This window comes from Haemophilus parahaemolyticus (assembly GCF_018373095.1).
Taxonomy (GTDB): Bacteria; Pseudomonadota; Gammaproteobacteria; order Enterobacterales; family Pasteurellaceae; genus Haemophilus_A; species Haemophilus_A parahaemolyticus_A.
This window is the reverse complement of the sequence record NZ_JAHAHT010000020.1, coordinates 1-23,268: the sequence shown is the minus strand read 5'-3', so window position 1 is coordinate 23,268 and position 23,268 is coordinate 1. Positions and strand designations below refer to the sequence as shown.

Below are 23,268 nucleotides of genomic sequence, written 5' to 3'. Positions count from 1 at the left end.
CACAAAATTGAGAGTTTGTTTAAGGTGTTTGGACGGACGTTGAGACAGGCGATGAGGATTGAAGGGAATGAATTGCCGAGTAGTAAGGGTGTATTATAATAACAGTTGCTGTGAACGGTTGCTGAGCTTGCCTAAACGTTAGTTCATGGTAAATACCTATGTAAACGCTATAACTTAAGGATTTATATGTTTAATAAATTATTAACTGGATTTGCAATTTTTCTTACTATTCTTGCTTTTGGGGCATATTGGTATTTTGCTGGTCGATTAGGAATTTCGAATAATGGAAGTGATTGGGCTAATTTTGGCAGCTATGCTGGAGGAATATTTGCTGCATTAGCATTTTTAGTTGTTATTTATCAGAATTATCAGAGAGATAAAGAACAAAATAAACAAGACTTTGAAAAGACTTTTTTTATGATGTTGGAGCAACATAATGAAAAACTACATCTATTAGAAAGCAAAAATATTATTATTGAAGATAAGGAAACTAATCTAGTCAATTTTTTATATACAAGAATAATGAAAGGTCAGCTTAATTTTAATCAGGTTAGAATGGAATTTGAAACGAAATACGAGATTTATTACTCTGAAATAAATGTTTATTTTTTGAACCTATATAGAGTGTTAAAGTTTATATATAAAAATAGGCATTTAAATATTGATAATGAATATTCATCATTGCTTAGAAGTTTTTTATCAAGAAAAATCTTAATCATTTTAGCTTATCATTTATGTGGTAGAGATAAAACATATGATGGATATATAAGATATGTAAATGAATTTCATTTTTTAGAGCATATGGATATAGAATCATTAGAGTTTGACTTTGTTTGTTCTTTCTTTAGAGGTGAGATACGTAATATTGACAGTGTCTTACCTTTATTAAATAGAGAGTTTGATATTAATACTTATAATGATATTAAGGGTTTCTTTTTTGCAGCGGGGGATTATAAGGAAGTAAAAGATGAATTATATTACAATTGTTTTATTGAAATATGTTCTTCAAAAAGAAACTTAAGACCTATAAGTGCTGAAAATATTTTTGTTAAAAGATATAAATTTTACAAATATTCATATATACCACTATTTATATATGTTATATCAGTATTTGATCAAGCATTTATTGGGAATTTATCTTATACATATATAAAAGCCCCCTATAAAGAAATTTGTTTTAAACTGAAACATTACTTAAAGAGGTAAATATTAGTGTATGTAGTTATTATAAACACCGGCTGCGCGAACCTCTCTTCCGTCAAATTCGCCTTTGATCGCTTGGGTTATCGCGCCGAAATTACGCGGGATATTCATAAAATCGAGTCTGCCGATAAATTGTTGTTGCCCGGTGTGGGCACGGCAATGGCGGCGATGCGGAATTTGCAGGAGCGCAAGCTAATTGATTGCATCCGCAACGCTACCCAGCCAATGCTTGGCATTTGTTTAGGTATGCAGCTGATGACCGAATTTTCTACCGAAGGCAATGTGGCGACGCTCGGTTTAATGAACGGGCAGACGGATCTCATCCCTGACAGTGGCTTGCCGTTGCCGCACATGGGTTGGAACAAGGTGCATTACACACCAGACCATCCGCTGTTTACCGGCATTGAACAAGACAGCCATTTTTACTTCGTACACAGCTACGCGGTACAACCCAACGAAAACACCATTGCGACAAGCTGTTACGGCGTGGACTTCTCTGCCGCCATCGCCAATAAAAATTTCTACGGCGTGCAGTTCCACCCAGAACGCTCGGGTAAAAACGGCGCGTTATTGTTGAGAAATTTTGTGGAGAAAGTGAAATAAACTACAGAACTAAAATCACGCACGCTCCCCTCTTTGTTAAAGAGGGGAACTGATTACATTACACAGGAAAAACTATGCAAACATCACAAATCATTCCTGCTCTTGACTTAATTGATGGTCAAGTTGTACGACTACACCAAGGCGACTACACCAAACAAACCACTTATTGCGACGATCCTATCGCGCAATTTGCCGATTACGTTCGCCAAGGGGCACAGCAGTTACACTTGGTGGATTTAACCGGAGCGAAAAATCCACATGCCCGCCAAACCGCGTTAATTCGCCAAATCATTGCCGCTACGCCCTGCCCTGTGCAAGTCGGTGGTGGGATTCGTCGCGAACAAGATGTTGCCGATTTATTGGCGGCAGGCGCAAACCGCTTGGTGATCGGTTCAACAGCGATTAAAGAACGCGCCACCGTAAAACAATGGTTTGCTCAGTATGGCGCGGAGAAATTCGTGCTGGCATTGGACATCAACATCAATGCAAGCGGTCAAAAAATTGTAGCAATCAGCGGCTGGCAAGAAGCTAGCGGTGTGTTGTTGGAAGAGGTAATCGAAGACTATCAAAGTGTCGGCTTACGCCATGTGTTATGCACCGACATTTCACGCGATGGTACCTTGGCAGGGTCAAACATCGATTTATATCGTGAAATCTGCGTGCAATATCCCGATATTCAATTCCAATCATCAGGCGGCATTGGTAGCCTGGCAGATATTGAGGCACTTAAAAATACCGGCGTGGCAGGTGTTATTGTTGGACGTGCCTTATTAGAAGGCAAATTTAATGTAGCGGAGGCAATCGGATGTTGGCAAAACGGATAATTCCTTGTTTGGACGTACGTGATGGGCAAGTCGTTAAGGGCGTGCAATTCCGTAATCACGAAATTATTGGCGATATTGTTCCATTAGCACAACGCTATGCTACCGAAGGTGCCGATGAACTGGTATTTTATGATATTACCGCTTCATCGGATGGCCGTACGGTAGATAAAAGCTGGGTGCAACGCGTAGCGCAGGTAATCGACATCCCTTTCTGCGTAGCTGGCGGGATTAAATCTGTCGCCGATGCCGAGCAGTTATTTGCTTTTGGCGCGGATAAAATCTCAATCAACTCTCCTGCGTTAGCTAATCCCGATTTGATTAACCAACTTTCCGAACGCTTTGGCGTGCAGGCGGTAGTGGTCGGCATCGATAGCTGGTTTGAGCAATCAACCGGTAAATATTGGGTCAACCAATATACCGGTGATGAAAGCCGTACCCGCCAAACCCATTGGCAGTTACTCGATTGGGTGCAAGAAGTACAAAGCCGTGGAGCGGGTGAAATCGTGCTCAATATGATGAACCAAGATGGCGTACGCCAAGGCTATGATCTCGCCCAGCTTAAAATGGTGCGCCAAGTATGCCATGTGCCGCTGATTGCCTCAGGCGGTGCCGGAGAAATGGTGCATTTTCGCGATGCCTTTATTGAAGCCAATGTAGATGGCGCATTAGCCGCAAGCGTGTTCCATAAGCAGATTATTAATATCGGCGAATTGAAGGATTATTTGGCACGGGAAGGCGTGGAAGTACGGCGGTAACACAAAAAAGTGCGGTCGTTTTTGGACGTGTTTTTTGTATTGAATTTTATTTTTTTTGCTCTTAATATTCTTCTTGCCAGTTGGTTTTTTGTTATAGCTTTAAGGAGACAATTCTATGGATAAAAAAGATAAATTTCATTTTGAAATTTTAAAACGAAGTGCATTAGGTGATCAAAATGCATTTGATAAAATAGCGTTAGTATTTGATTTTGACGAAAGTCAAATTGATACACTATGCGATGTCTTTGAGGAATTTGAACAAAAAGAGTTTCGTTATGGTGAATTGGAACAGCGATTGAAAGAAACTTTAGGGTTGAATTACCAAAATCTTAAATCAATTATTCATTATCTATATGAAGATCATAGATATACAGATGTAATTGGTTCATATCTAAGAAGTAATAAAGATATTATGGGTAATCTCTCTATAGAGTATAATTCTATTGCGAAAGAACTTGGTATTTAGAGTAGGAATATAAATGAAAAAACAAGAAATCAACTGGCAAAAAATCAACAACCTCCTCCCCGTTATCGTGCAACACGCGACGACGTGCGAAGTGCTGATGCTCGGGTATATGAATCCGGAGGCGTTGGAGAAAACCTTGGCGGAGAAGAAAGTAACGTTCTTTTCCCGTACGAAGAATCGCCTGTGGACAAAGGGGGAAACCTCGGGGCATTTTTTAAATATCGTGGATATGAGCTTGGACTGCGACAATGACACCTTGTTAATTTTAGCCAATCCTATCGGCGCAACCTGTCATACCGGAGAAGACAGCTGCTTTCATCAATTTACCCAACAAACTACCAGCCATTGGACTTGGTTCGCCCAACTGGAGCAGCATTTAGCAGAAAAGAAAAACGCCGATCCGGCTAGTTCTTACACTGCAACACTGCACAGCAAAGGCATTAAGAAAATCGCCCAAAAAGTGGGGGAAGAAGCGCTAGAAACGGCGCTAGCTGCCGTCTCGCAAGATAAACCGGAAACCCTCAGTGAAGCGGCGGATTTAGTTTATCACTTAACCGTGTTATTGCACCATCAAGGACTGACATGGGCGGATGTGATTGCAAAATTGCAAGAACGCCATCAGGGAATTGGTCTGCATCCAGAAGGTTCGAATAAATAAACGCCTGATCTGTCCCCAAAATCTGGACTATTCACATAAGGACTGACGACGATATTGTATCGGACTCAGTCCTTTTAATTTTAGTTGAATCCGTCGATGATTATAGTAAAGCTATTTCAGATGGTATTCGTTCAATGCCACATTATGGTGTGAATGGTACTTATTACTTCGGTACAGGTACGCAAACGGGGCTAACTTATCCTGATAATACCAAAGATCTTTCAATTAGCTTACCGCATCTGATTTATCAAATTTAGCAAGGGTACAGCAAAATTATTGCCCCAGAGCTGTTTGCCAATACCTTTTTTCAATTACTACCTTGGTTTGTGGTGAAATAATGTTACCTCTTTTGAGTTAAATCAAATTTCCTTTCGATCTACCTCTTAATATGTATTTTACTTATTGAGCTTCTTTTTTGTAGGTATAAAATTCTTATAAAACTTTTATCTTTTATTTTTGTGGGGAATTTATGCCTAAGTTAAAACTCTCTCTGGCAAGCGGTCTGATTTGTGTTGTGATTGGTGCTGCCGCATTATTTGGTGTGCAATCGATTATGAAAGTGACCAGCAGCCCTGAATTTTGTGTCAGTTGCCATTCAATGAGCCATCCACAAGCAGAATGGGAAGGCACGGTACATTTTTCAAACCGTAAGGGGATTCGAGCTGAATGTGCCGATTGCCACGTTCCACATGAAGGAATGGATTATGTGAAAGCTAAATTTGTGGCGTTGAAAGACGTCTGGCATACTTTCGTCACCAATAAGTTGCCAGACCAAGAAGCCTATGAGCAACATCGCCTAGAAATGGCACAACGAGTTTGGCAAGAGATGAAAGAGAGTGATTCTGCGACTTGCCGTTCCTGCCATAGTTTCGAGGCGATGGTAGTTTCTGAGCAAAAAGAAGCTGCTCAAAAAATGCATAAATTGGCACAAGAAACTAACCAAACTTGTATTGATTGCCATAAAGGTATCGCCCATTTTATGCCTGAAATGCCTGTAGACAATGCGGCTGCACTAGGTGAATTAACCAAACACGCAGGGCAATTTAGCGAAGGCGATAAAACCCTTTATAACCTTGTGATGGCACCAGCAAAAACCGCGGAAGGTGCAGAAATTCGCCTATTACCTTATGCTGAGTTAAATGATTGGAAAGCCGATGGCGACAACATTAAAGCGACGTTAAAAGGTTGGCAACAAGCAGGGGCGGAAAGCGTACTGTATGCTGCATTGGGTCAACGTATTATGGTTGGATTAGTCAGCGATGAAGCGAAAAATAAATTCACCGTTCATCAAACGGTAAACGATAAAGTGACGAATTCCGACTGGAAAGAGGTCAGCGTGGAAGTTTCTATGCCAAAAACCGCCGTCACTTCAGATTTAAAATCGTTGAATGCTTTTGGCGATAATTTAAACCAAACCCATTGTAGCGGTTGCCACGCAGCTATTGGTGCAAACCATTACACGGCAAACCAATGGATCGGAGTAGTGAATTCGATGAAGGATAGAACCTCAATGACAGCTGATGATGTGCGTGCGGTGACTATTTACCTACAACGCAATGCCAAAGATATGGTTGGAGGTGCACACTAATTTTTTATCAACAAATCCGATACCGAGCTGTTTTGACTAAGTTTTGTTATCAAAATACGCCATCTCAGCCTGTTCCAAGCGATTGTTTTTGCAAAACTTTTGCAAAATTTTACCGCTTGCAACACAGGATAGCGAAGAGATGAACTATCCCCTCGTGCTTAGAAAGGTGTCATATTTAACTTACTTTCAAAGGGGAAACCTATATGAAAAAACAAGAAAATATCAACGCAAGCCGTCGTGGTTTTATTAAAACCACCTCACTTGGTCTTGCTGGGACATCTTTAGCTGGCGGTAGCGTCAGTGCGTTACTTTCAACTGAAGCTAAAGCCGCTGAAATGCAAACCGTGATGACTGCGGCACACTGGGGACCATTAGGTGTGGTAGTGCAAGATGGCAAAGTGGTGAAATCAGGCCCTGCGATTGAACCAAACGTAGTAAACGAATTGCAATCTGTGGTGGCTGATCAAGTTCACGGCGAAACCCGTGTGAAATACCCAATGGTGCGTAAAGGCTACTTAGAAGGTAATAAAGACACCACCTTACGCGGTCGCGATGAATGGGTACGTGTTTCTTGGGATAAAGCCTTTGAGCTTGTTGCAAATGAGATGAAACGTGTGCGTGAAGCTCACGGTCCGAGTGCGATTTTTGGTGGTTCTTACGGTTGGTATAGTTCAGGTGCATTGCACGCAGCGCGTACTTTGCTTAAACGCTATTTAACCATCACAGGCGGATTTGTAGATGTGAAAGGCGACTATTCAACAGGCGCTGCACAAGTGATTATGCCACACGTTCTTGGCACAATTGAAGTGTACGAACAACAAACCAGTTGGGAAGTGTTACTTGAAAATAGCGATATTATCGTGCTTTGGTCTGCAAACCCGCTCAACACACTTCGCATTGCTTGGACTTCAACCGACCAACAAGGCATTGAATACTTCAAAAAATTCAAAGAAACAGGTAAACGTATTATCTGTATCGACCCTGTGAGGAGTGAAAGCTGTGAATTCTTAGGTGCGGATTGGGTGCCAGTGAACACAGGAACAGACGTGGCGTTAATGCTTGGTATTGCTTATACTTTAGTATCTGAAAACAAACACGATAAAGAATTCCTCAAAAAATATACCAAAGGCTTCGAGCAATTTGAAAGCTACTTGCTCGGCACGGAAGATAAACAACCAAAAGATGCCGAATGGGCAAGTAAAATTTGTGGTGTGCCAGCCGAAACTATTAAACAATTAGCTGCGGATTTCTCTAGCAAACGCACAATGTTAATGGGCGGTTGGGGTATGCAACGCCAACGTCATGGCGAACAAAGCCATTGGATGTTGGTGACACTAGCTTCAATACTCGGTCAAATCGGCTTACCTGGTGGCGGTTTTGGTTTAAGTTATCACTATGCTAATGGTGGCGTTCCAACTGCAACTGGCGGTACTTTAGGTTCAATCAGCGCAAATCCTACGGCGGCAGCAGGTGCTAAAACGTGGTTAGATGAAGCTTCTAAATACTCGTTCCCACTTGCACGTATTTCTGATGCGTTGCTCAATCCAGGTAAAACCATTGATTACAACGGCACGAAAGTCACTTATCCTGATATTAAAGTAATCTACTGGTCAGGCGGTAACCCATTTACCCACCATCAAGATACCAATACTTTGGTGAAAGCGTGGCAAAAACCAGACACCGTGATTGTCAACGAATGTCATTGGACGCCAACTGCACGTATGGCAGACATTGTGTTACCAGCGACAACCAGCTATGAGCGTAATGATTTAACGATGTCAGGCGACTATTCGATGATGAATATTTACCCAATGAAAAAAGCGGTTGAGCCACAATTTGAAGCGAAAAATGATTACGATATTTTTGCTGAGCTTTCAAAACGTGCGGGTAAAGAAGCGGAGTTTACTGAAGGTAAAACAGAAATGGATTGGTTAAAAGGTTTCTACCAAACTGCCTTTGATGCAGCACGTAAGAACCGTGTATTAATGCCGAAATTCGAGCAATTCTGGCAAGATAATAAACCAATAACCTTCAAGACTAGCGAAAAAGCGAAAAAATGGGTGCGTTATGAAGAGTTCCGCAACGATCCGTTACTCAACCCATTAGGCACACCATCAGGTAAAATTGAGATCTTCTCTGACGTGGTTGCCAAAATGAACTATGATGACTGTAAAGGTCACCCAACTTGGATGGAACACGAAGAGTTCTCAGGCAAAACTACTGCGGAAGAGCCGTTAGCGTTAGTGACACCACACTCAAAATATCGCTTACACAGCCAATTAGCTTATAGTTCATTGCGTAAACTTTATGCAGTAAATGATCGTGAACCAGTGTTAATTCATACCGAAGATGCTGCAGCTCGTGGTATTGCAAGCGGTGATATTGTGCGTGTGTTTAACAAACGCGGGCAAGTATTAGCAGGCGCTGTAGTTACTGATGGGATTATCAAAGGCACAGTGGCTATCCACGAAGGGGCTTGGTATGACCCGCAAGATTTAGGTCAATCAGTGCATCCACTTTGTAAAAATGGCAGCCCAAATGTCCTTACCCGCGATGAAGGTACGTCTAAACTTGCTCAAGGTAACTCACCAAATACTGCAACCGTTCAAGTTGAGAAATTCACTGGTGAAGTACCAAAAGTGACAGTGTTTACTGAGCCTAAGTATACGCAAGCGTAGTATTAAAAAGGTTAATATAGATAGAATGAAAGGCATCGAAAGATGCCTTTTTTGATCAAAAATTAATATTTTTGAATGAATTGATTTATATTATAATGCCAAGCAATATTCGCTCAGTAAAATTCAAGTAAATTAAGGGGATAAGATGAAAAACATCGAAATTGATGATGAATTATATCATTACATTGCAAGCAGAACACAATCCATTGGTGAAAGTGCCTCTGATATTTTGCGTCGTCTATTGCGTTTGCCTTCATCGCCTCAGCCATTTGCTCTGGTTCAGCAAAATGTGATTGATGAACTCAAAGAAATGGCAAAGCCAAAAGAGAAAAAACATTCGCATCATGGGTCTTCTGTTAAGCTAGAGGTTAAGCCATCTTCTCATGAGCAGTTAGAGAAAGTATTGGATTCAGCGTTGTTTAATGCGCCAGCAAAAGGTGTGGTACGTTTTTTAACATTGCTTGAGGCTTTATATCTACACAATCCTAATGCTTTTGCCAAAGCGACGGAAATGGTAACAGGAAATTCAAGAACCTATTTTGCCAAAGATGAAGCATCATTATTAGCACACGGAAATAGCGTAAAAGCGAAACAAATTCCAAGCTCGCCATTTTGGGTGGTGACTAATAACAACACTAATCGCAAAGGTTTAATTGTAACCAATGTGATGAGAGAAATGGGGTTGCCTAAAAAATTGATTAAACGCGTGCAAGGCTTATTTGTTTAAACTACTATGGTGAAATCTTCGTGTTTTTTGACTGCTTGCTGGGGGAATAAAGCAGGCAGCAAAGCAAATGATAAGGGGAATGTGGAACAACGCACCGCTATTGTTTGGGAAAAAGGGGAAAGCCGCTTTTTCCCTTTTTTGCCTGAGCAAATTTGTTGGCAAGATTTTCACCATCTTATGGCTCAAGTGGCTAATTTTCTCTCTTCTCTGCCTTCTTTTTCACAAGCTCAATTGATTGGCTATCAAGGTTCACATCGTTTAATCGGTTTGCTCAGTTATTGTGCGGTGATGGCATTAAATAAAAAGATCTTAATGCTTAATCCTTCATTTTCATCAGAAAAAACAACACAACTTTGCGAGCAATACGGCGTTCAGTTTTTGATTACCGATCAGCTTTTTACAAATTTTGATGAAAATCTTACCGCTTGTGAATTGCCTACTTTAGATTATGCTTCTCCTGCTACTTTAACGCTCACTTCTGGCTCATCAGGTTCGCCAAAAGCTGTGGTGCATAGCATCAAAAACCATCTAGCGAATGCGGAAGGTGTGTGTGAATTACTCAATTTTAAACAAGGCAATAGCTGGCTATTGAGTTTGCCGTTGTTTCACGTTTCAGGGCAAGGGATTGTGTGGCGTTGGCTTTTACAAGGGGCTACGCTCTATGTGAATGAAGATAAAGCAGATTTTTTTGAGTTACTTTCTCAAGTTTCGCACGCTTCCCTTGTGCCTACCCAACTGCAACGTTATTTGGCATCAGCGGAACTTCACAAGCGGTCGAAAAAGCAAACTGTTTTGCTTGGCGGAGCTGCTATTCCTGCGGAATTAGTTCAACAAGCGAAAGTGCAAGGAATAACCACTTTTTCAGGATATGGTATGACCGAAATGGCTTCGACTATTTGTGCCGTAAAAAATGAGTTAGGCAATGTGGGTAAACCATTGAAAGGGCGGGAAGTCTGTTTGGTAGATAATGAAATCTGGGTAAAAGGCGATTGTTTAGCTCTTGGTTATTGGCAAAAAAATGGCGAAATTCGACCGCTTACGAATGAACAAGGTTGGTTGCAAACGAAAGATCTTGGTTGTTGGAATGAGCAAGGTCATTTGATTATTAAAGGTCGATTGGACAATATGTTTATTTCGGGTGGGGAGAATATTCAGCCCGAAGAGGTAGAAAAAGTGTTGTTCGCTTCAGGTTTACTCAGGCAGATTTTTATTGTACCGATTGCAGATGTTGAGTTTGGCGAACGCCCTGTGGCGGTGTTGGATTTGCTCGAACCATTTTCACTGCAAGCGGTCGAAAAGCTAAAAAATTTTGCGAAACAGCATTTAGAAAAATTTAAACATCCCATTTGCTATCTACCGTTAGATGAAAATCTACAACAAGGTGGAATTAAAATTTCCAGACAACAACTAAAATCTGAGATTGCCGTTAAACTAGGGCTCACCCGTAAGGATAATTTATGATAAAGAAATATTTTTTCGCTTTTGCTACGATGATTTTTGGCATTTCACTCGCACAAGCCGATTTACCGAGTGAAAAAGCATTGCAGACACAGATTGCAACGTTGCAAAAAGCGGAGCAAACCGATGCAACGAAAGCAACATTAAAAACTTTGCAAGATACTCAATCGTTGTTGGCTCAAATTACCCAGCAAAAAGTGGATAATGACGCGTTAAATAGTGAGATTGAACATTCCAAAGCGAGTTTAAAAAAGAGCCAAGACAATCTTACCAAATTAAAAAATAGCCCTGTGGCTGTGCCTTCATTTGAGCATTTTTCGTTAGATGATTTGCAAAGTTTGCTTTCAACTAAGCAAAATGCATTGAATGAGTTACAAACGGAAATGGCATCGCTAAACGGAAAATTAGTCACCCAAAATGCAGTGCCTGATAAAGCGCAAGCAGCTTTAAGAGACAATGTCACGCGTAAACAAGCGGTCAATTCTGCGTTGTTGGATGCAAATATCAGCGATGAGAAAAAAGTGAATTTAACCACAAAATTGGTGTTGTTAGATTTACAAAATAGCTACAACCAAACATTATTGCGGGGCAATGAAGCGCTTTCTGCACTTTACAATAGCCAGTTAGAAGTGAAAAAATTACAACAGCAACAACTGCAGAATGAACTTGCTGCGATTCAACAAGTGATTAGCGAAAAGTTGGTGCAGGCTTCTAAAATTAAAGTAGAGCAGGCAACTGAAACGTTTGAGAAAAATGTGAATGCTGAGAGCAATCCTGTGATTGTTCGGGCATTGGGTTTTAATGCCAAAATGTCACAAGAATTGCTTGATCAAACCACCAAAATGAATGAGCTTTCGCAAGAGAATCTGCGTATTAAAGGTGTGTTGGATAATTTAGAGCAAACTCAACGTAACTTGGATGAGCAAATCAGTTCGCTGCAAGGCTCACTTGTACTTTCGCGAATTATCAATAAGCAGCGTGCGGCTTTGCCACAAGATGAGATGATAAAAGGCTTGGCAGATCGTATCAATGAACTACGCGTGAATATTTTTGATATGACCGAGTTCAAAGATAAAATTGCAGACCCAAAAAGTTATATTGCGAAGCTCGAAAAAGAGGAAAAAACTACTTTTACAGATATCGAAAAGAAACAGCTAACGGAGATTTTGTCGGCTCGTATGAAAACCTTTGCCGAACTGATTAAATCGATGAATGCTCAGTTGAATTTGGCGATCAACATTGAACTGACACAGAAGCAGGTGCAAATTATAAGTGATGAATTGCAACAAAAATTGCAACAGCAAAGCTTTTGGGTAAAAAGTAATAATGCGATTGATTTCGCGTGGTTTGCGAAACTTGGTCCAACGTTAGGGTTTCAATTAGAAGAAATTAGCAAGCAATTCGATTTTTCAAATTGGCGAGATAATGTTATTCCTGCAACGCTTTTAGTTGGTGGTTTATTGTTGCTGATTGGTTTGATTTTGCGTCAAAAAAAGAACATTAAATGCCAATTAGCAGAAATCAATAACCGTATGAAATCGGTAGAAACCGATAGCCAGTGGAATACGCCGAAAGCGATCCTCTTAACTACGCTTTTATGCTTGCCAAGCACCTTTATGTTTTTAACGGTGTTTATTTTGGTGACTTATATCTGTTTCCAAGACCCACTTGCGATCTGGCCGTGGGGCTTAAAAATGGCGGGTTATTGGTTCTGCTTTGCCTTTATGATGGCAATTCTTCGTCCGAATGGCATTGGTTATCATCATTTTGATATGCCACAAAAAAGTAATGAGTTGTTCTATAACATTCTAAAACGCTCAGTTTGGGTGATTGGTTTATTGCTTAATACTTCTATTTTTGCCAATGTAGAAACGGGCATTACGTATGATGTGTTAGGCGAAATTATGACCATTACTGTTTTAGTTATGACTGTCTTTATCATCGCGCCAGGATTTAGAAAAGCAATTTCAACGTATCAAAACACAGCAGAGGATATTCACGCACCCAAAGGGGCATTAAGTTTTGTGCGTTTGGTCTTGTTGCTGGCACCGATTGCGTTGATCGTGTTGATTGTGATGGGTTATTACTACACATCATTGGTCATCATTGAACATCTGATTTCAACTTATTTTGCGGTAACCACTTGGATTATCGTGCGAAATGTGTGTTATCGAGGCTTTACGGTTTCTTCCCGCCGTTTAGCACATCGCCGTTTGCTGGAGAAAAAAGAGTCTTTAGCGAAACAGTCAAGCAATGAACAAGCACATAACTTCGGCGAAGAGGATGTACCATTCGAAATCAAAGAAGATGAAATGGCTGTGAGTGAGATCAAAAATCAGATGCTGAAAGTAACTGATTTTGTGCTTTGGGTTGGCTTATTTGCAGCACTTTATTGGGTTTGGTCTGATCTTATTACCGTTGCATATTACTTAAAAGGCGTAACACTCTGGCAACAAAGCGTGACGACTGATGCGGGTGTGGTAATGGAGTCGATAACCTTACTTAATCTATTGGTTGCACTAGTGATTATTGTGGTGACCTATGTGTTAATTAAGAACTTAAGTGGTTTACTGGAAACGTTTGTTTTCCCGCATCTTTCGCTTTCGCAAGGTACGCCTTATACCATTAGTACTTTATTGACTTATCTACTGGTGGTGTTAGGTGCTGCATTTGCTTTCTCAACCTTGGGTATGTCGTGGTCTAAGCTACAATGGCTCTTTACGGCATTATCGGTTGGTTTGGGTTTCGGTATGCAGGAAATTTTTGGGAACTTTGTTTCAGGCATTATTATTTTATTTGAACGTCCTATTCGTGTTGGCGATATGATCACCATCGGTTCATTTAATGGAACAGTGTCGAAAATCCGTATTCGAGCAACTACTTTAATTGACAATGACAAAAAAGAAGTGATTGTGCCAAACAAAGCTTTTATTACTGAGCGTGTGGTGAACTGGGCATTAACCAATTCAATGACTCGTTTAGTGATTAGTATCGGTGTGGCATATGGCTCAGATTTAGAGTTAGTGAAGAAATTATTGCTTCAAGCTGCCGAAGAAAATACTACAGTAGTTAAAGATCCTGCACCCATGGCATATTTCCTCTCCTTTGGTGCAAGCACATTAGATCACGAGTTGCGTGTTTATGTGGGGCAATTAAGCGAACGTATTCGCACCATTGACCAACTAAACCGCCGTATTAACGAACTTTTCGAACAATACGGAATTGAAATTGCTTTTAATCAGTTGGATATTTTTATCAAAAATCAAAATACTAATGAAGAAGTGAAATGGGCTACGGAAGATTTAACTGCAAGAAATTAGGATAAGAATGTTTAAGAACACCGCAAGTATACTTTTTTCCTGCTTATTCAGCCTCACTCTTTTTTCCCATGAGGTTTGGGCAGAAGTTTCTCAAAACAGAGCAGAAGAGAGTATAAGGCAGCAGATTAGTGCATTAAGATCGGGCACATTAGAGTCAGCGGAAACGAATGCTCAAGCTCAAAACCTGGAATTAGCCAAGCGTTTTAATGAGCAAACCTTAAATCAAAAGGCAGATATTGCGGCATTAGAAAAGCAGCTGCAAGCCTTGCCGCAAGATCTTGCACAGGTGCAAAAACGTACTGCAGAGAATAAAAAAGAAGCGGATGCGGTTTCAGAAAATAGCTTTAATGCGCTCTCATTAGCGGATCTGATTAAGCAGCAAGAAAGAATTGAAGCAGATTTGCAGAGTGTGCAGTCTCAACTGCTGGCATTAGATGCTCAAATTTCGAACGACCGCAATTTGCTTAAAAATAACCAACGTTTATTGAATGAAAATAGCGTACGGTTACAAGAGCTTAGCCGTGTAAAAAGCTTGCCGCCACAGAGCCAATTACCGAATGCGATGGAGCGCTGGGATGCTGAAATCCGTTTTATTGAAGAGAGCAATCGTTATAACAATTTACTCAGCAATAATGCAGAGCGATTGATTGCTTTTGATGAAGCAAAACGAAGCGAGGCGGCAGCACGTCAAGCGTTAATGCAAAAGCAGTTATCGGTATTGCAAGAGGTGCTTAATACTAAGCGTTTAGAAGATTCCGAGCAAAAGGCAAAAGATGTTGCTAGTCAACGCATTGCAAGTAGTATTGAGAATTTCTTAATTACAGATGAGCTAGATCATAATAAAGAATTAAGCCAATTTTTGGTGCAACAAACTAAGAAATTAAACACGCTTTCGCACGACGATTTACGGATGCGAAATGTGTTGGAAAGCCTTACTCAAACGCAACGCAATATTGACGAGCAAATCAGTGCATTGCAGGGTACACTTGTGCTTTCAAAGGTGATTAATAAGCAGAAACAAACGCTGCCTACTGAAAAAATCAATAACGATTTAGCGAAATCGATTTCAAATGTGCGGGTTAATCTGTTTGAATATTCGCAACAACGCGATGAGCTTTATAATATTGATGATTATGTCCGCAATCTGACACATAACTTGGAAGAACCTTTAACGAATGAAGAGAATAGTGCATTAAATAATATTCTCAAAGAGCGTCAAAAATTGTTGGATGAGATTATTAAATCGTTAAACAGCCAGCTTAATCTTTCGATTACGATTGAAAATAACCAACGCCAAGCCTTGGCGATCGGCGATGCCTTGCAACGTAAACTCCAACAGCAAAGTTTCTGGGTAAACAGCAATAATCCGATTGATTTTGCGTGGCTTAAGGCTTTTCCTGCGTTAGCATTTGCAGAAATAGGTGTTTTGACCGATTATGTTGGGATTGAAAACGCACAGCCAAATTTATTATCTACGGTGTTGTTTACCTCTATTTTCTTGTTGATTGCATTACTCATCAATTGGAAAAAATCGGCAATAAAAGACCGCTTGGCAAGCCTTGCTTCACGAGTAAACACGCTGACTAACGATAGCCATTGGTTGACGCCAGAAGCGATGTTTTGGACAGTATTGTTGGCTTTACCAAGTACGCTGATGTTTTTCACCGCTTATAATGCGATAGGTTTTCTTTTCTTTAATGATCCGATTGCAATTGGGCGTTGGGGTGTGCGAGTAACGCTTTATTGGTGGTTCTTTGCGACGGTGCTTTCATTACTTCGCCCAAATGGTTTAGCATTCCGCCATTTTGGTATGCCGCAAGAGAGTAACCGTATTTTCCAACGTATTATCAAGCAATCAATTTGGATTGTTGGTTTATTATTGGTGTCGTCTATTCCATCGCAAATTGATGAGATTGGCTATCTCAACGATGCAATTGGGCAGGTAATGTCAATTATTGCGTTGGCACTTTGCCTTTTTGTGGTTCGCCCATTGCTTAACCGAGCGATTCGTGAATACCAAAAAGCTAAGAAAGAAGAAGGTGCAACGAACACAAGTATTAGCTTGTTCCGTCTATTACGACTGATTTTAGTAATTGTACCTATCTCATTGATTATTCTCATTATTTTAGGCTATTACTATACTGCGGTTTATCTCATTACCCACTTGCTCAATAGCTATTTTGTGATTTTGCTTTGGGTTTTTGGGCGCTATTTTGCATATCGTTTTGTGGCAATCTCTGCCCGTCGTTTGGCATATCGTCGTTTGCAAGATAAACGTCGTAAATTGCGTGAACAAGTGTTAGAAAACGGCACAAAAGAAGATGAAGCTATCAAGCTCTCGGTGGTAAACCAACAGATTTATCGTGTCACCGATTTGATTGGCTGGGTGGTACTGTTTGCATCGCTTTATGTAATTTGGTCGGATCTGATTAGTGTTGCCTACTACCTTGATGGTGTGATTTTATGGGAGAGCAACGAAGGTAATCAGGTTGAATCGGTTACGTTACTCAACTTAATGCGAGCCTCGCTTTATGTGGTAATAACCTATGTGTTGATTAAAAACATTGCAGGTATTTTGGAAGTGACTGTTTTCTCGAAAATGCCTCTCTCCAAAGGGACGCCACAGACGATTATTACTATGTTGACTTACATTATCGTGACGTTCGGCAGCGTATCTGCATTTTCAGCACTGGGGATTTCGTGGACAAAAATCCAATGGATCTTTACCGCCCTTTCAGTCGGTCTGGGTTTTGGAGTGCGAGAGATTTTTGGTAGCTTCGTATCAGGCTCTATCTTGCTGTTTGAACGTCCAATTCGAGTGGGTGATAAGGTGACAGTAGGGCAGTACACGGGGATTATCACAAAGATTCGTTTACGTTCTACTACTTTGCTAAATTCGGATCATATGGAAGTGGTATTACCAAACCAAGCCTTCGTAACGGATCGTTTTATCAACTGGACGTTGAACAATACAATCACTCGCTTACAAATTTTCTTTAAAGTGAGCTATGATACCGACCTTGATTTGATGCAGAGATTACTTCTACAGGCAGTTAACGAAGCACCAAAAGTGTTGAGTGAGCCAAAAGTGGAAATCAATATGCTTAATTTTGGCGACAATGCATTAGAACACGAGTTGGTCGTGTTTGTGGGAGAATTAGGTGATCGCATAGAGACAATGAACTTCTTGCAATATCGCATCAATCAGCTATTTAGAGAAAATGGCATCCGTTTTGCACTCAATCAGCTTGATGTTCACTTGCATTCTGAAGATAATCAGGCAGCACAAGCGGTTAAAATCGCATAGAATTTTGCAAATAACAATAGAAGGAAAGCAATATGGCAGGCAACAGCATTGGACAATTATTTAAGGTCACCACTTTTGGCGAATCTCACGGTATCGCATTGGGCTGTATCGTGGACGGTGTACCGCCGAATATGGAATTAAGTGAGGCAGATCTTCAACCTGATTTAGACCGCCGTAAACCTGGGACATCCCGTTATACCACCCCTCGTCGTGAAGATGATGAAGTGCAGATTTTATCGGGCGTATTTGAAGGGAAAACTACAGGCACGAGTATTGGGTTAATCATCAAAAATGGTGACCAACGCTCCAAAGATTACGGCGATATTATGGACAAATTCCGCCCAGGTCACGCTGATTATACTTACCAACAAAAATATGGCATTCGTGACTATCGCGGTGGTGGTCGTTCTTCTGCTCGTGAAACGGCAATGCGTGTTGCAGCAGGGGCGATTGCCAAAAAATATCTGCGTGAACAATTCGGCATTGAAGTACGAGGCTATTTATCGCAAATTGGTTCGGTGAAAATCAATCCTGAAACCGTAGTAGATGTACGCAAAATTGATTGGCAGCAAGTGGAAAGCAATCCATTTTTCTGCCCAGATCCTGTAGCGATAGAGCAGTTTGATGAGCTCATTCGTGAACTCAAAAAAGAGGGCGATTCCATTGGTGCAAAATTAACGGTAGTGGCAGAAAATGTCCCTGTTGGTTTGGGCGAGCCTGTTTTTGACCGCTTGGATGCGGACTTAGCTCACGCATTAATGTCAATCAACGCCGTGAAAGCGGTTGAGATTGGCGATGGTTTTGCAGTGGTAGAGCAAAAAGGTAGCCAGCACCGTGATGAAATGACTCCAGAAGGCTTTTTATCGAACCATTCAGGCGGTATTCTAGGCGGTATTAGTTCGGGGCAGCCGATTATTGCTAATATTGCGTTAAAACCAACTTCAAGCATTACTGTGCCAGGTCAAAGTGTAAATTTAAATAACGAACCTGTTGAAGTTGTGACCAAAGGCAGACACGATCCTTGTGTGGGTATCCGTGCCGTGCCTATTGCTGAAGCGATGATGGCAATTGTATTACTCGATCATTTGCTTCGTTTTAAAGCACAGTGTCGATAGCATAAAACAGATTTAGAAAATGATAGAAGAAGTCCAATACATAATTGGACTTTTCTTCTAATGTGTAATGAAAATTTGAAGCTTGGAAAAGTGTTCTAGAGATTCATATAATGGAAACAAACAAACAAACAAACAAACAAACAAACAAACAAACAAACAAACAAACAAACAAACAAACAAACAAACAGCTAACTTACCGTCCTGAAGTAGATGGCTTACGTGCATTAGCCGTACTTTCTGTCTTTATTTATCACCTGAATGAAAATTGGCTTACAGGCGGTTTTCTTGGCGTAGATATTTTCTTTGTTATTTCGGGATATTTAATCACTAGAATTATTACAACAGAAATGGCAAGCGGTCATTTTTCGTTTAAAACTTTCTATCAACGCCGTATCAAACGGATTTATCCTGTCTTTATTCTTACCATTGCATTAGCTTCTATTTTTTCTTCGCTCTTCTTTATTCGAGCGGAAGGTGAATTACTCCGCAAAACAATAGAACTGGCACCTATTTTTGCAACCAATTTCTATCTTGCATACCGTCAAGGATATTGGGATATGAGTGCGAATGAAAATCCTATTTTGCATTTATGGTCGCTTGCAGTGGAAGAACAATATTATTTATTCTTCCCGATTATTTTATTTTTCGCTTTTAAGCGTGCAAAACAGACCGCTATTTTTATGAAAGTGGTTTTGGCACTTTTGGTATTCTTTTTACTTACCAATTTTTTGCCGCAATCCGCTTATGAGAAGGTAGGGATTTATAATCTTTACTATACGTCTAATTTACGTTTCCCAGAATTATTAGTAGGGTCGTTTTTAGCGTTGCTTCCTACTTCTACTCATTCAGTAAGAAATCAAATTCTAAGTGTGTTAAGTATTATTGGGCTTGTTTTTTGCCTCTTTTTCTATCAGAAAAATACGCCTTACTTAGTTGGGATGACAATTTTGCTGCCTTGTGTGTTGGCGGCAATATTGATTTATTCCGCCACTTCAACCACATTAGTTGGACGATTTTTCTCATTAAAACCCGTCGTTTGGGTAGGTAAGCTTTCTTATTCTATCTATTTATTCCACTGGCTATTTATTGCATTAACGCATTATGTGACAGGCGCAAGAGAATTTTCAATGAATACTGTTGCGTTTATTATTTTCGCGACCTTTATCTGTGCGATTTTAAGTTATTATTTATTAGAACAACCTATTCGTAAATCAACACTAAGTTTTAAACAAGCGGTTATTTTTCTTTATTTAATTCCATCTGTTGCGGTTATTGGCTATAACTTAGCGATGAAGAAAGTGGTAGTGAAACGTACGCACGAATATGATGTGATTAGCCATGTTAATCTTGAGCCTGTCGAGTTTCACCAAAAGAAAATCGCTGTATTGGGAGATTCTCACGCAGGACATTTAACTCAATTCTTAAATTATGTGGGTAATAAAGAAGGCTGGAATGTTGAAGGCTGGGGCGATGTCTTGAAATGCTATGGCTTGAATGGTCAAGAACCGCTTGAAACATTAAATGAAGAACAAAAAGCCTATTGTGCGAAATACCAAGAGTTAGAAAATAATCCTGTGGTATTTATTTCTATGTTCTACAATTTGAAACGAGGCACTGATCCGTTACCAAGAATTACTGCGTGGGAATTTAAGGTAGACGATTTTGACCAAAGATTAAAAGCAATGATTGAGTATTTTGCGAAAACCAAAAAAGTTTATGTGTTTGCAGATGTTAAAGTGGCAGATCGTTCGCCATTACGCTCGGTTTATTTAGCCAAATATGGATTAGATAAATATTTAGCACCAATCGGGGAATTAGGCGATACTAAAACCACGAATGAGCATCTAAGAAAATTGGTGCAAGATATTCCAAATGTTACTTTTGTTGATCCGACTAAATATTTGCCAGAAGGATATTTTATGGAGGGTAAACCGCTTTATGTTGATCAAGATCATCTGAATAACTTAGGTTCATTACAAATGGGGAAAGGCTTTGCGGAAAAAGAAACCTTGATTTCTGAAGAAGTAAAAGAAAAATGGTTGAAATAAAGCCATAACCTTTTAAAATACTTGAACTATTTGATGCAACAGCCGTACTTTCACGGCTGTTTTATTTTAAAAGGAACTTCTATGCTTGCCATTATTTCTCCTGCGAAAACCCTTGATTTTGAAACAGCAGCCCCTCAATTTGCATTTTCTCAACCAAATTTAACCGCTTACAGCCAAGAGCTGATCGAAATTTGTCAGCAATTTACTCCTGCGGAATTAGGCTCATTGATGTCGATTAGCGATAAATTGGCGAGCTTAAATGTAGCACGTTTTGCCGAGTGGCAGCTTGAACATAACGAAACAAACGCTAAAGCGGCACTTTTTGCATTTAAGGGTGATGTTTACACAGGGCTTGAAGCGGAAACGTTGAGTCGTGAACAGGTAGAATATGCACAAAAACATTTGCGTATGCTTTCAGGATTATATGGCTTGCTAAAACCGCTTGATTTGATGCAGCCTTATCGCTTGGAAATGGGTACGAAATTGGCGAATCCGAAAGGTAAAGATCTTTATGCTTTTTGGGGTAATATTATTACTGAGCATTTGCAACAGGCACTTGATAAGCAAGGCGATAGCATGTTGGTTAATCTTGCATCAGATGAGTATTATAATGCGGTGAAGCCAAAAAATCTGAATGCAACTATTGTAAAACCAGTTTTCTTGGATGAGAAAAATGGCAAGTTCAAACAGATTTCATTCTATGCCAAAAAAGCTCGTGGAATGATGGTGCGTTTTATCTTGACTGAGCAACCAACTGAAATTGAACAACTTAAGACCTTTAACTATGGCGGTTATTGGTTTGATGAAGAGAGCTCAACGGCAACAGAGCTAGTTTTTAAACGTGAGGAGCACTAATGAATATTTTTCGTTGGGGTAGCTTTGCACTTTTTTCCTTATTTTTGACTGCTTGCCAGTTTAAAACGGACAGTTTTGATCTGCCTGATGCAGTAACTTTCCAGAAACAGCGTTTTGAGAAAGTCACTCAAAATCAAATCGATGAGATGCAACAACTGCTCTATTTGCCTGCGGAGGGTGCAAAAAATCCCGAGAATTGGCAGAAAGGTATTTTGATTTTTGTAGATAAAAACAGCAAAGGGATGAGTTTAGCTGATCGTGCATCGTTACGTCAAAATGCGTTTGCTCAGCAGGTAGATACACAAGCCAAAGTTGAAGTAGTGCAAAATGAGTTGCGTAGCGAAGTGCTTTATCCGCCAACGGAGCGTTTTAATGATGTGCAGTTAGAAGTTTCTCGTGGGCGAGATTTGCAATGTGGTTATGCACAGATGCAGTTTTCTGACAAGCGGTCTGCTTTTGCAAATAAATTGCAAAATTTAACCGCTTACCAACAGGCATTAAGTGAGCTTGCACTTGAGTTTAGTCGATTGGCTTGGCAGGTGAATTGTCAATAGCAAAATAAAGCATTTCCTTTGAAATAACTGGGAAATTCAAGTAGAATTGCACGGTTATTTTTCCCTAAATTTTTAAAAACAGGACATTTATTGCCCGATGAATATGAAGAACATTCGTAACTTTTCGATTATTGCCCACATTGACCACGGAAAATCCACGCTTTCTGATCGCTTGATTCAAACCTGTGGCGGTTTGTCTGATCGTGAGATGGAAGCACAGGTGCTAGACTCAATGGATCTTGAGCGTGAACGTGGGATTACTATTAAAGCACAAAGTGTAACCTTAAATTATAAAGCGAAAGACGGCGAAACCTATCAATTAAACTTTATCGATACACCAGGACACGTTGACTTTTCTTATGAAGTTTCACGCTCATTAGCCGCTTGTGAAGGAGCATTATTGGTAGTGGATGCGGGTCAGGGTGTGGAAGCACAAACGCTTGCAAACTGCTACACAGCGATTGAAATGGATTTGGAAGTTGTGCCAATTTTAAACAAAATTGACTTACCTGCGGCAGATCCTGAACGCGTGGCAGAAGAGATCGAAGACATCGTTGGGATTGATGCGATGGAAGCAGTGCGTTGTTCTGCGAAAACAGGTGTGGGTATTGAAGATGTGTTAGAAGAAATCGTGCATAAAATCCCAGCACCAGAGGGTGATCCTGAAGCACCTTTACAAGCTTTGATTATTGATTCTTGGTTTGATAACTACTTAGGCGTTGTATCGCTTGTGCGTGTAAAAAATGGTACGCTCAAAAAAGGCGATAAAATTAAAGTGATGAGCACGGGGCAGTCTTACAATGTGGATCGCCTTGGTATTTTCACGCCAAAACAAGTGGATACGACTGAACTTAATACGGGCGAAGTAGGTTGGGTAGTGTGTGCGATTAAAGACATTTTAGGTGCACCAGTGGGTGATACTTTAACCCACCACCATAATTCGGCAACCGAAGTGTTGCCTGGTTTTAAAAAGGTCAAACCGCAGGTTTACGCAGGATTGTTCCCTATTAGTTCAGACGATTACGAAGCCTTCCGTGATGCATTAGGTAAATTAAGCCTAAACGATGCATCGCTATTCTATGAGCCAGAAAACTCAACGGCTTTAGGTT

Annotated in this window: 19 protein-coding genes and 1 riboswitch; of the genes, 18 read left to right on the top strand and 1 reads right to left on the bottom strand. The window is 40.3% G+C overall.

Annotated features, from left to right (window positions below):
• Positions 1–186 precede the first annotated feature (186 nt).
• The 6 genes from KH943_RS03705 to hisIE all read left to right on the top strand — a co-directional run bounded on the left by KH943_RS03705 (position 187) and on the right by hisIE (position 4,509).
• Positions 187–1,206: a putative phage abortive infection protein gene (locus tag KH943_RS03705; protein ID WP_304107722.1), complete on the top strand. Its 1,020-nt coding sequence runs from the start codon at positions 187–189 to the stop codon at positions 1,204–1,206.
• 6 nt (positions 1,207–1,212) lie between these two features.
• A complete protein-coding gene (gene hisH, locus KH943_RS03700; protein WP_304107719.1) occupies positions 1,213–1,806 on the top strand; it encodes an imidazole glycerol phosphate synthase subunit HisH in 594 nt (197 codons plus the stop codon).
• 74 nt (positions 1,807–1,880) lie between these two features.
• Positions 1,881–2,630 carry a 1-(5-phosphoribosyl)-5-[(5-phosphoribosylamino)methylideneamino]imidazole-4-carboxamide isomerase gene (hisA, locus tag KH943_RS03695; RefSeq protein ID WP_304107716.1) on the top strand — a complete coding sequence of 250 codons (750 nt, stop codon included), beginning with the start codon at positions 1,881–1,883 and terminating at the stop codon, positions 2,628–2,630.
• On the top strand, positions 2,612–3,385 hold the full coding sequence (hisF, locus tag KH943_RS03690; RefSeq protein WP_304107713.1) for an imidazole glycerol phosphate synthase subunit HisF: 774 nt from the start codon (positions 2,612–2,614) through the stop codon (positions 3,383–3,385). Before hisA ends, hisF begins: the two co-directional genes overlap by 19 nt.
• Positions 3,386–3,500: 115 nt before the next feature.
• Entirely contained in the window at positions 3,501–3,851 is a 351-nt protein-coding gene (locus KH943_RS03685; RefSeq protein WP_118790644.1) for a hypothetical protein, read from the top strand.
• Between the two features lie 13 nt (positions 3,852–3,864).
• Positions 3,865–4,509, top strand: coding sequence for a bifunctional phosphoribosyl-AMP cyclohydrolase/phosphoribosyl-ATP diphosphatase HisIE (gene hisIE, locus KH943_RS03680; RefSeq protein WP_304107708.1), 645 nt, complete (start codon positions 3,865–3,867; stop codon positions 4,507–4,509).
• Positions 4,510–4,536: 27 nt separating this feature from the next.
• On the opposite strand, the gene KH943_RS10205 is transcribed toward hisIE, so the two are convergent.
• Positions 4,537–4,599, bottom strand: coding sequence for an IS3 family transposase (locus KH943_RS10205; protein ID WP_438359817.1), 63 nt, complete (start codon positions 4,597–4,599; stop codon positions 4,537–4,539).
• A gap of 44 nt (positions 4,600–4,643) precedes the next feature.
• On the opposite strand from KH943_RS10205, the gene KH943_RS03670 reads away from it, so the two are divergent.
• The 12 genes from KH943_RS03670 to lepA form a co-directional block, all read left to right on the top strand.
• Positions 4,644–4,766, top strand: coding sequence for a hypothetical protein (locus KH943_RS03670; protein ID WP_304107705.1), 123 nt, complete (start codon positions 4,644–4,646; stop codon positions 4,764–4,766).
• Positions 4,767–4,978: 212 nt separating this feature from the next.
• The gene (locus KH943_RS03665; protein WP_304107704.1) at positions 4,979–6,097 is read left to right on the top strand and encodes a NapC/NirT family cytochrome c; all 1,119 of its coding nucleotides are present in this window, start codon (positions 4,979–4,981) and stop codon (positions 6,095–6,097) included.
• A gap of 8 nt (positions 6,098–6,105) precedes the next feature.
• Positions 6,106–6,282: riboswitch (molybdenum cofactor riboswitch) on the top strand.
• A gap of 18 nt (positions 6,283–6,300) precedes the next feature.
• Positions 6,301–8,775, top strand: coding sequence for a trimethylamine-N-oxide reductase TorA (torA, locus tag KH943_RS03660; protein ID WP_304107701.1), 2,475 nt, complete (start codon positions 6,301–6,303; stop codon positions 8,773–8,775).
• Positions 8,776–8,920: 145 nt separating this feature from the next.
• A complete protein-coding gene (gene seqA, locus KH943_RS03655; protein WP_304107698.1) occupies positions 8,921–9,502 on the top strand; it encodes a replication initiation negative regulator SeqA in 582 nt (193 codons plus the stop codon).
• A 6-nt stretch (positions 9,503–9,508) separates the two neighbouring features.
• Positions 9,509–10,963, top strand: a complete 1,455-nt coding sequence (gene menE / locus KH943_RS03650; protein WP_304107695.1) for an o-succinylbenzoate--CoA ligase — start codon at positions 9,509–9,511, stop codon at positions 10,961–10,963.
• Positions 10,960–14,280, top strand: coding sequence for a mechanosensitive channel MscK (mscK, locus tag KH943_RS03645; RefSeq protein WP_304107693.1), 3,321 nt, complete (start codon positions 10,960–10,962; stop codon positions 14,278–14,280). Before menE ends, mscK (KH943_RS03645) begins: the two co-directional genes overlap by 4 nt.
• Before the next feature lie 7 nt (positions 14,281–14,287).
• Positions 14,288–17,587 carry a mechanosensitive channel MscK gene (gene mscK / locus KH943_RS03640; protein ID WP_304107691.1) on the top strand — a complete coding sequence of 1,100 codons (3,300 nt, stop codon included), beginning with the start codon at positions 14,288–14,290 and terminating at the stop codon, positions 17,585–17,587.
• A 32-nt stretch (positions 17,588–17,619) separates the two neighbouring features.
• Positions 17,620–18,702: a chorismate synthase gene (gene aroC / locus KH943_RS03635; protein WP_304107688.1), complete on the top strand. Its 1,083-nt coding sequence runs from the start codon at positions 17,620–17,622 to the stop codon at positions 18,700–18,702.
• A gap of 110 nt (positions 18,703–18,812) precedes the next feature.
• A complete protein-coding gene (locus KH943_RS03630; protein WP_304107687.1) occupies positions 18,813–20,750 on the top strand; it encodes an acyltransferase family protein in 1,938 nt (645 codons plus the stop codon).
• 81 nt (positions 20,751–20,831) lie between these two features.
• Entirely contained in the window at positions 20,832–21,605 is a 774-nt protein-coding gene (gene yaaA / locus KH943_RS03625) for a peroxide stress protein YaaA (RefSeq protein WP_304107684.1), read from the top strand.
• The gene (locus KH943_RS03620; protein WP_304107681.1) at positions 21,605–22,159 is read left to right on the top strand and encodes an ABC transporter ATPase; all 555 of its coding nucleotides are present in this window, start codon (positions 21,605–21,607) and stop codon (positions 22,157–22,159) included. Before yaaA ends, KH943_RS03620 begins: the two co-directional genes overlap by 1 nt.
• Positions 22,160–22,262: 103 nt before the next feature.
• Positions 22,263–23,268 (top strand): translation elongation factor 4 (lepA, locus tag KH943_RS03615; RefSeq protein WP_304107723.1); only part of this gene is annotated, 1,006 nt, incomplete at its 3' end.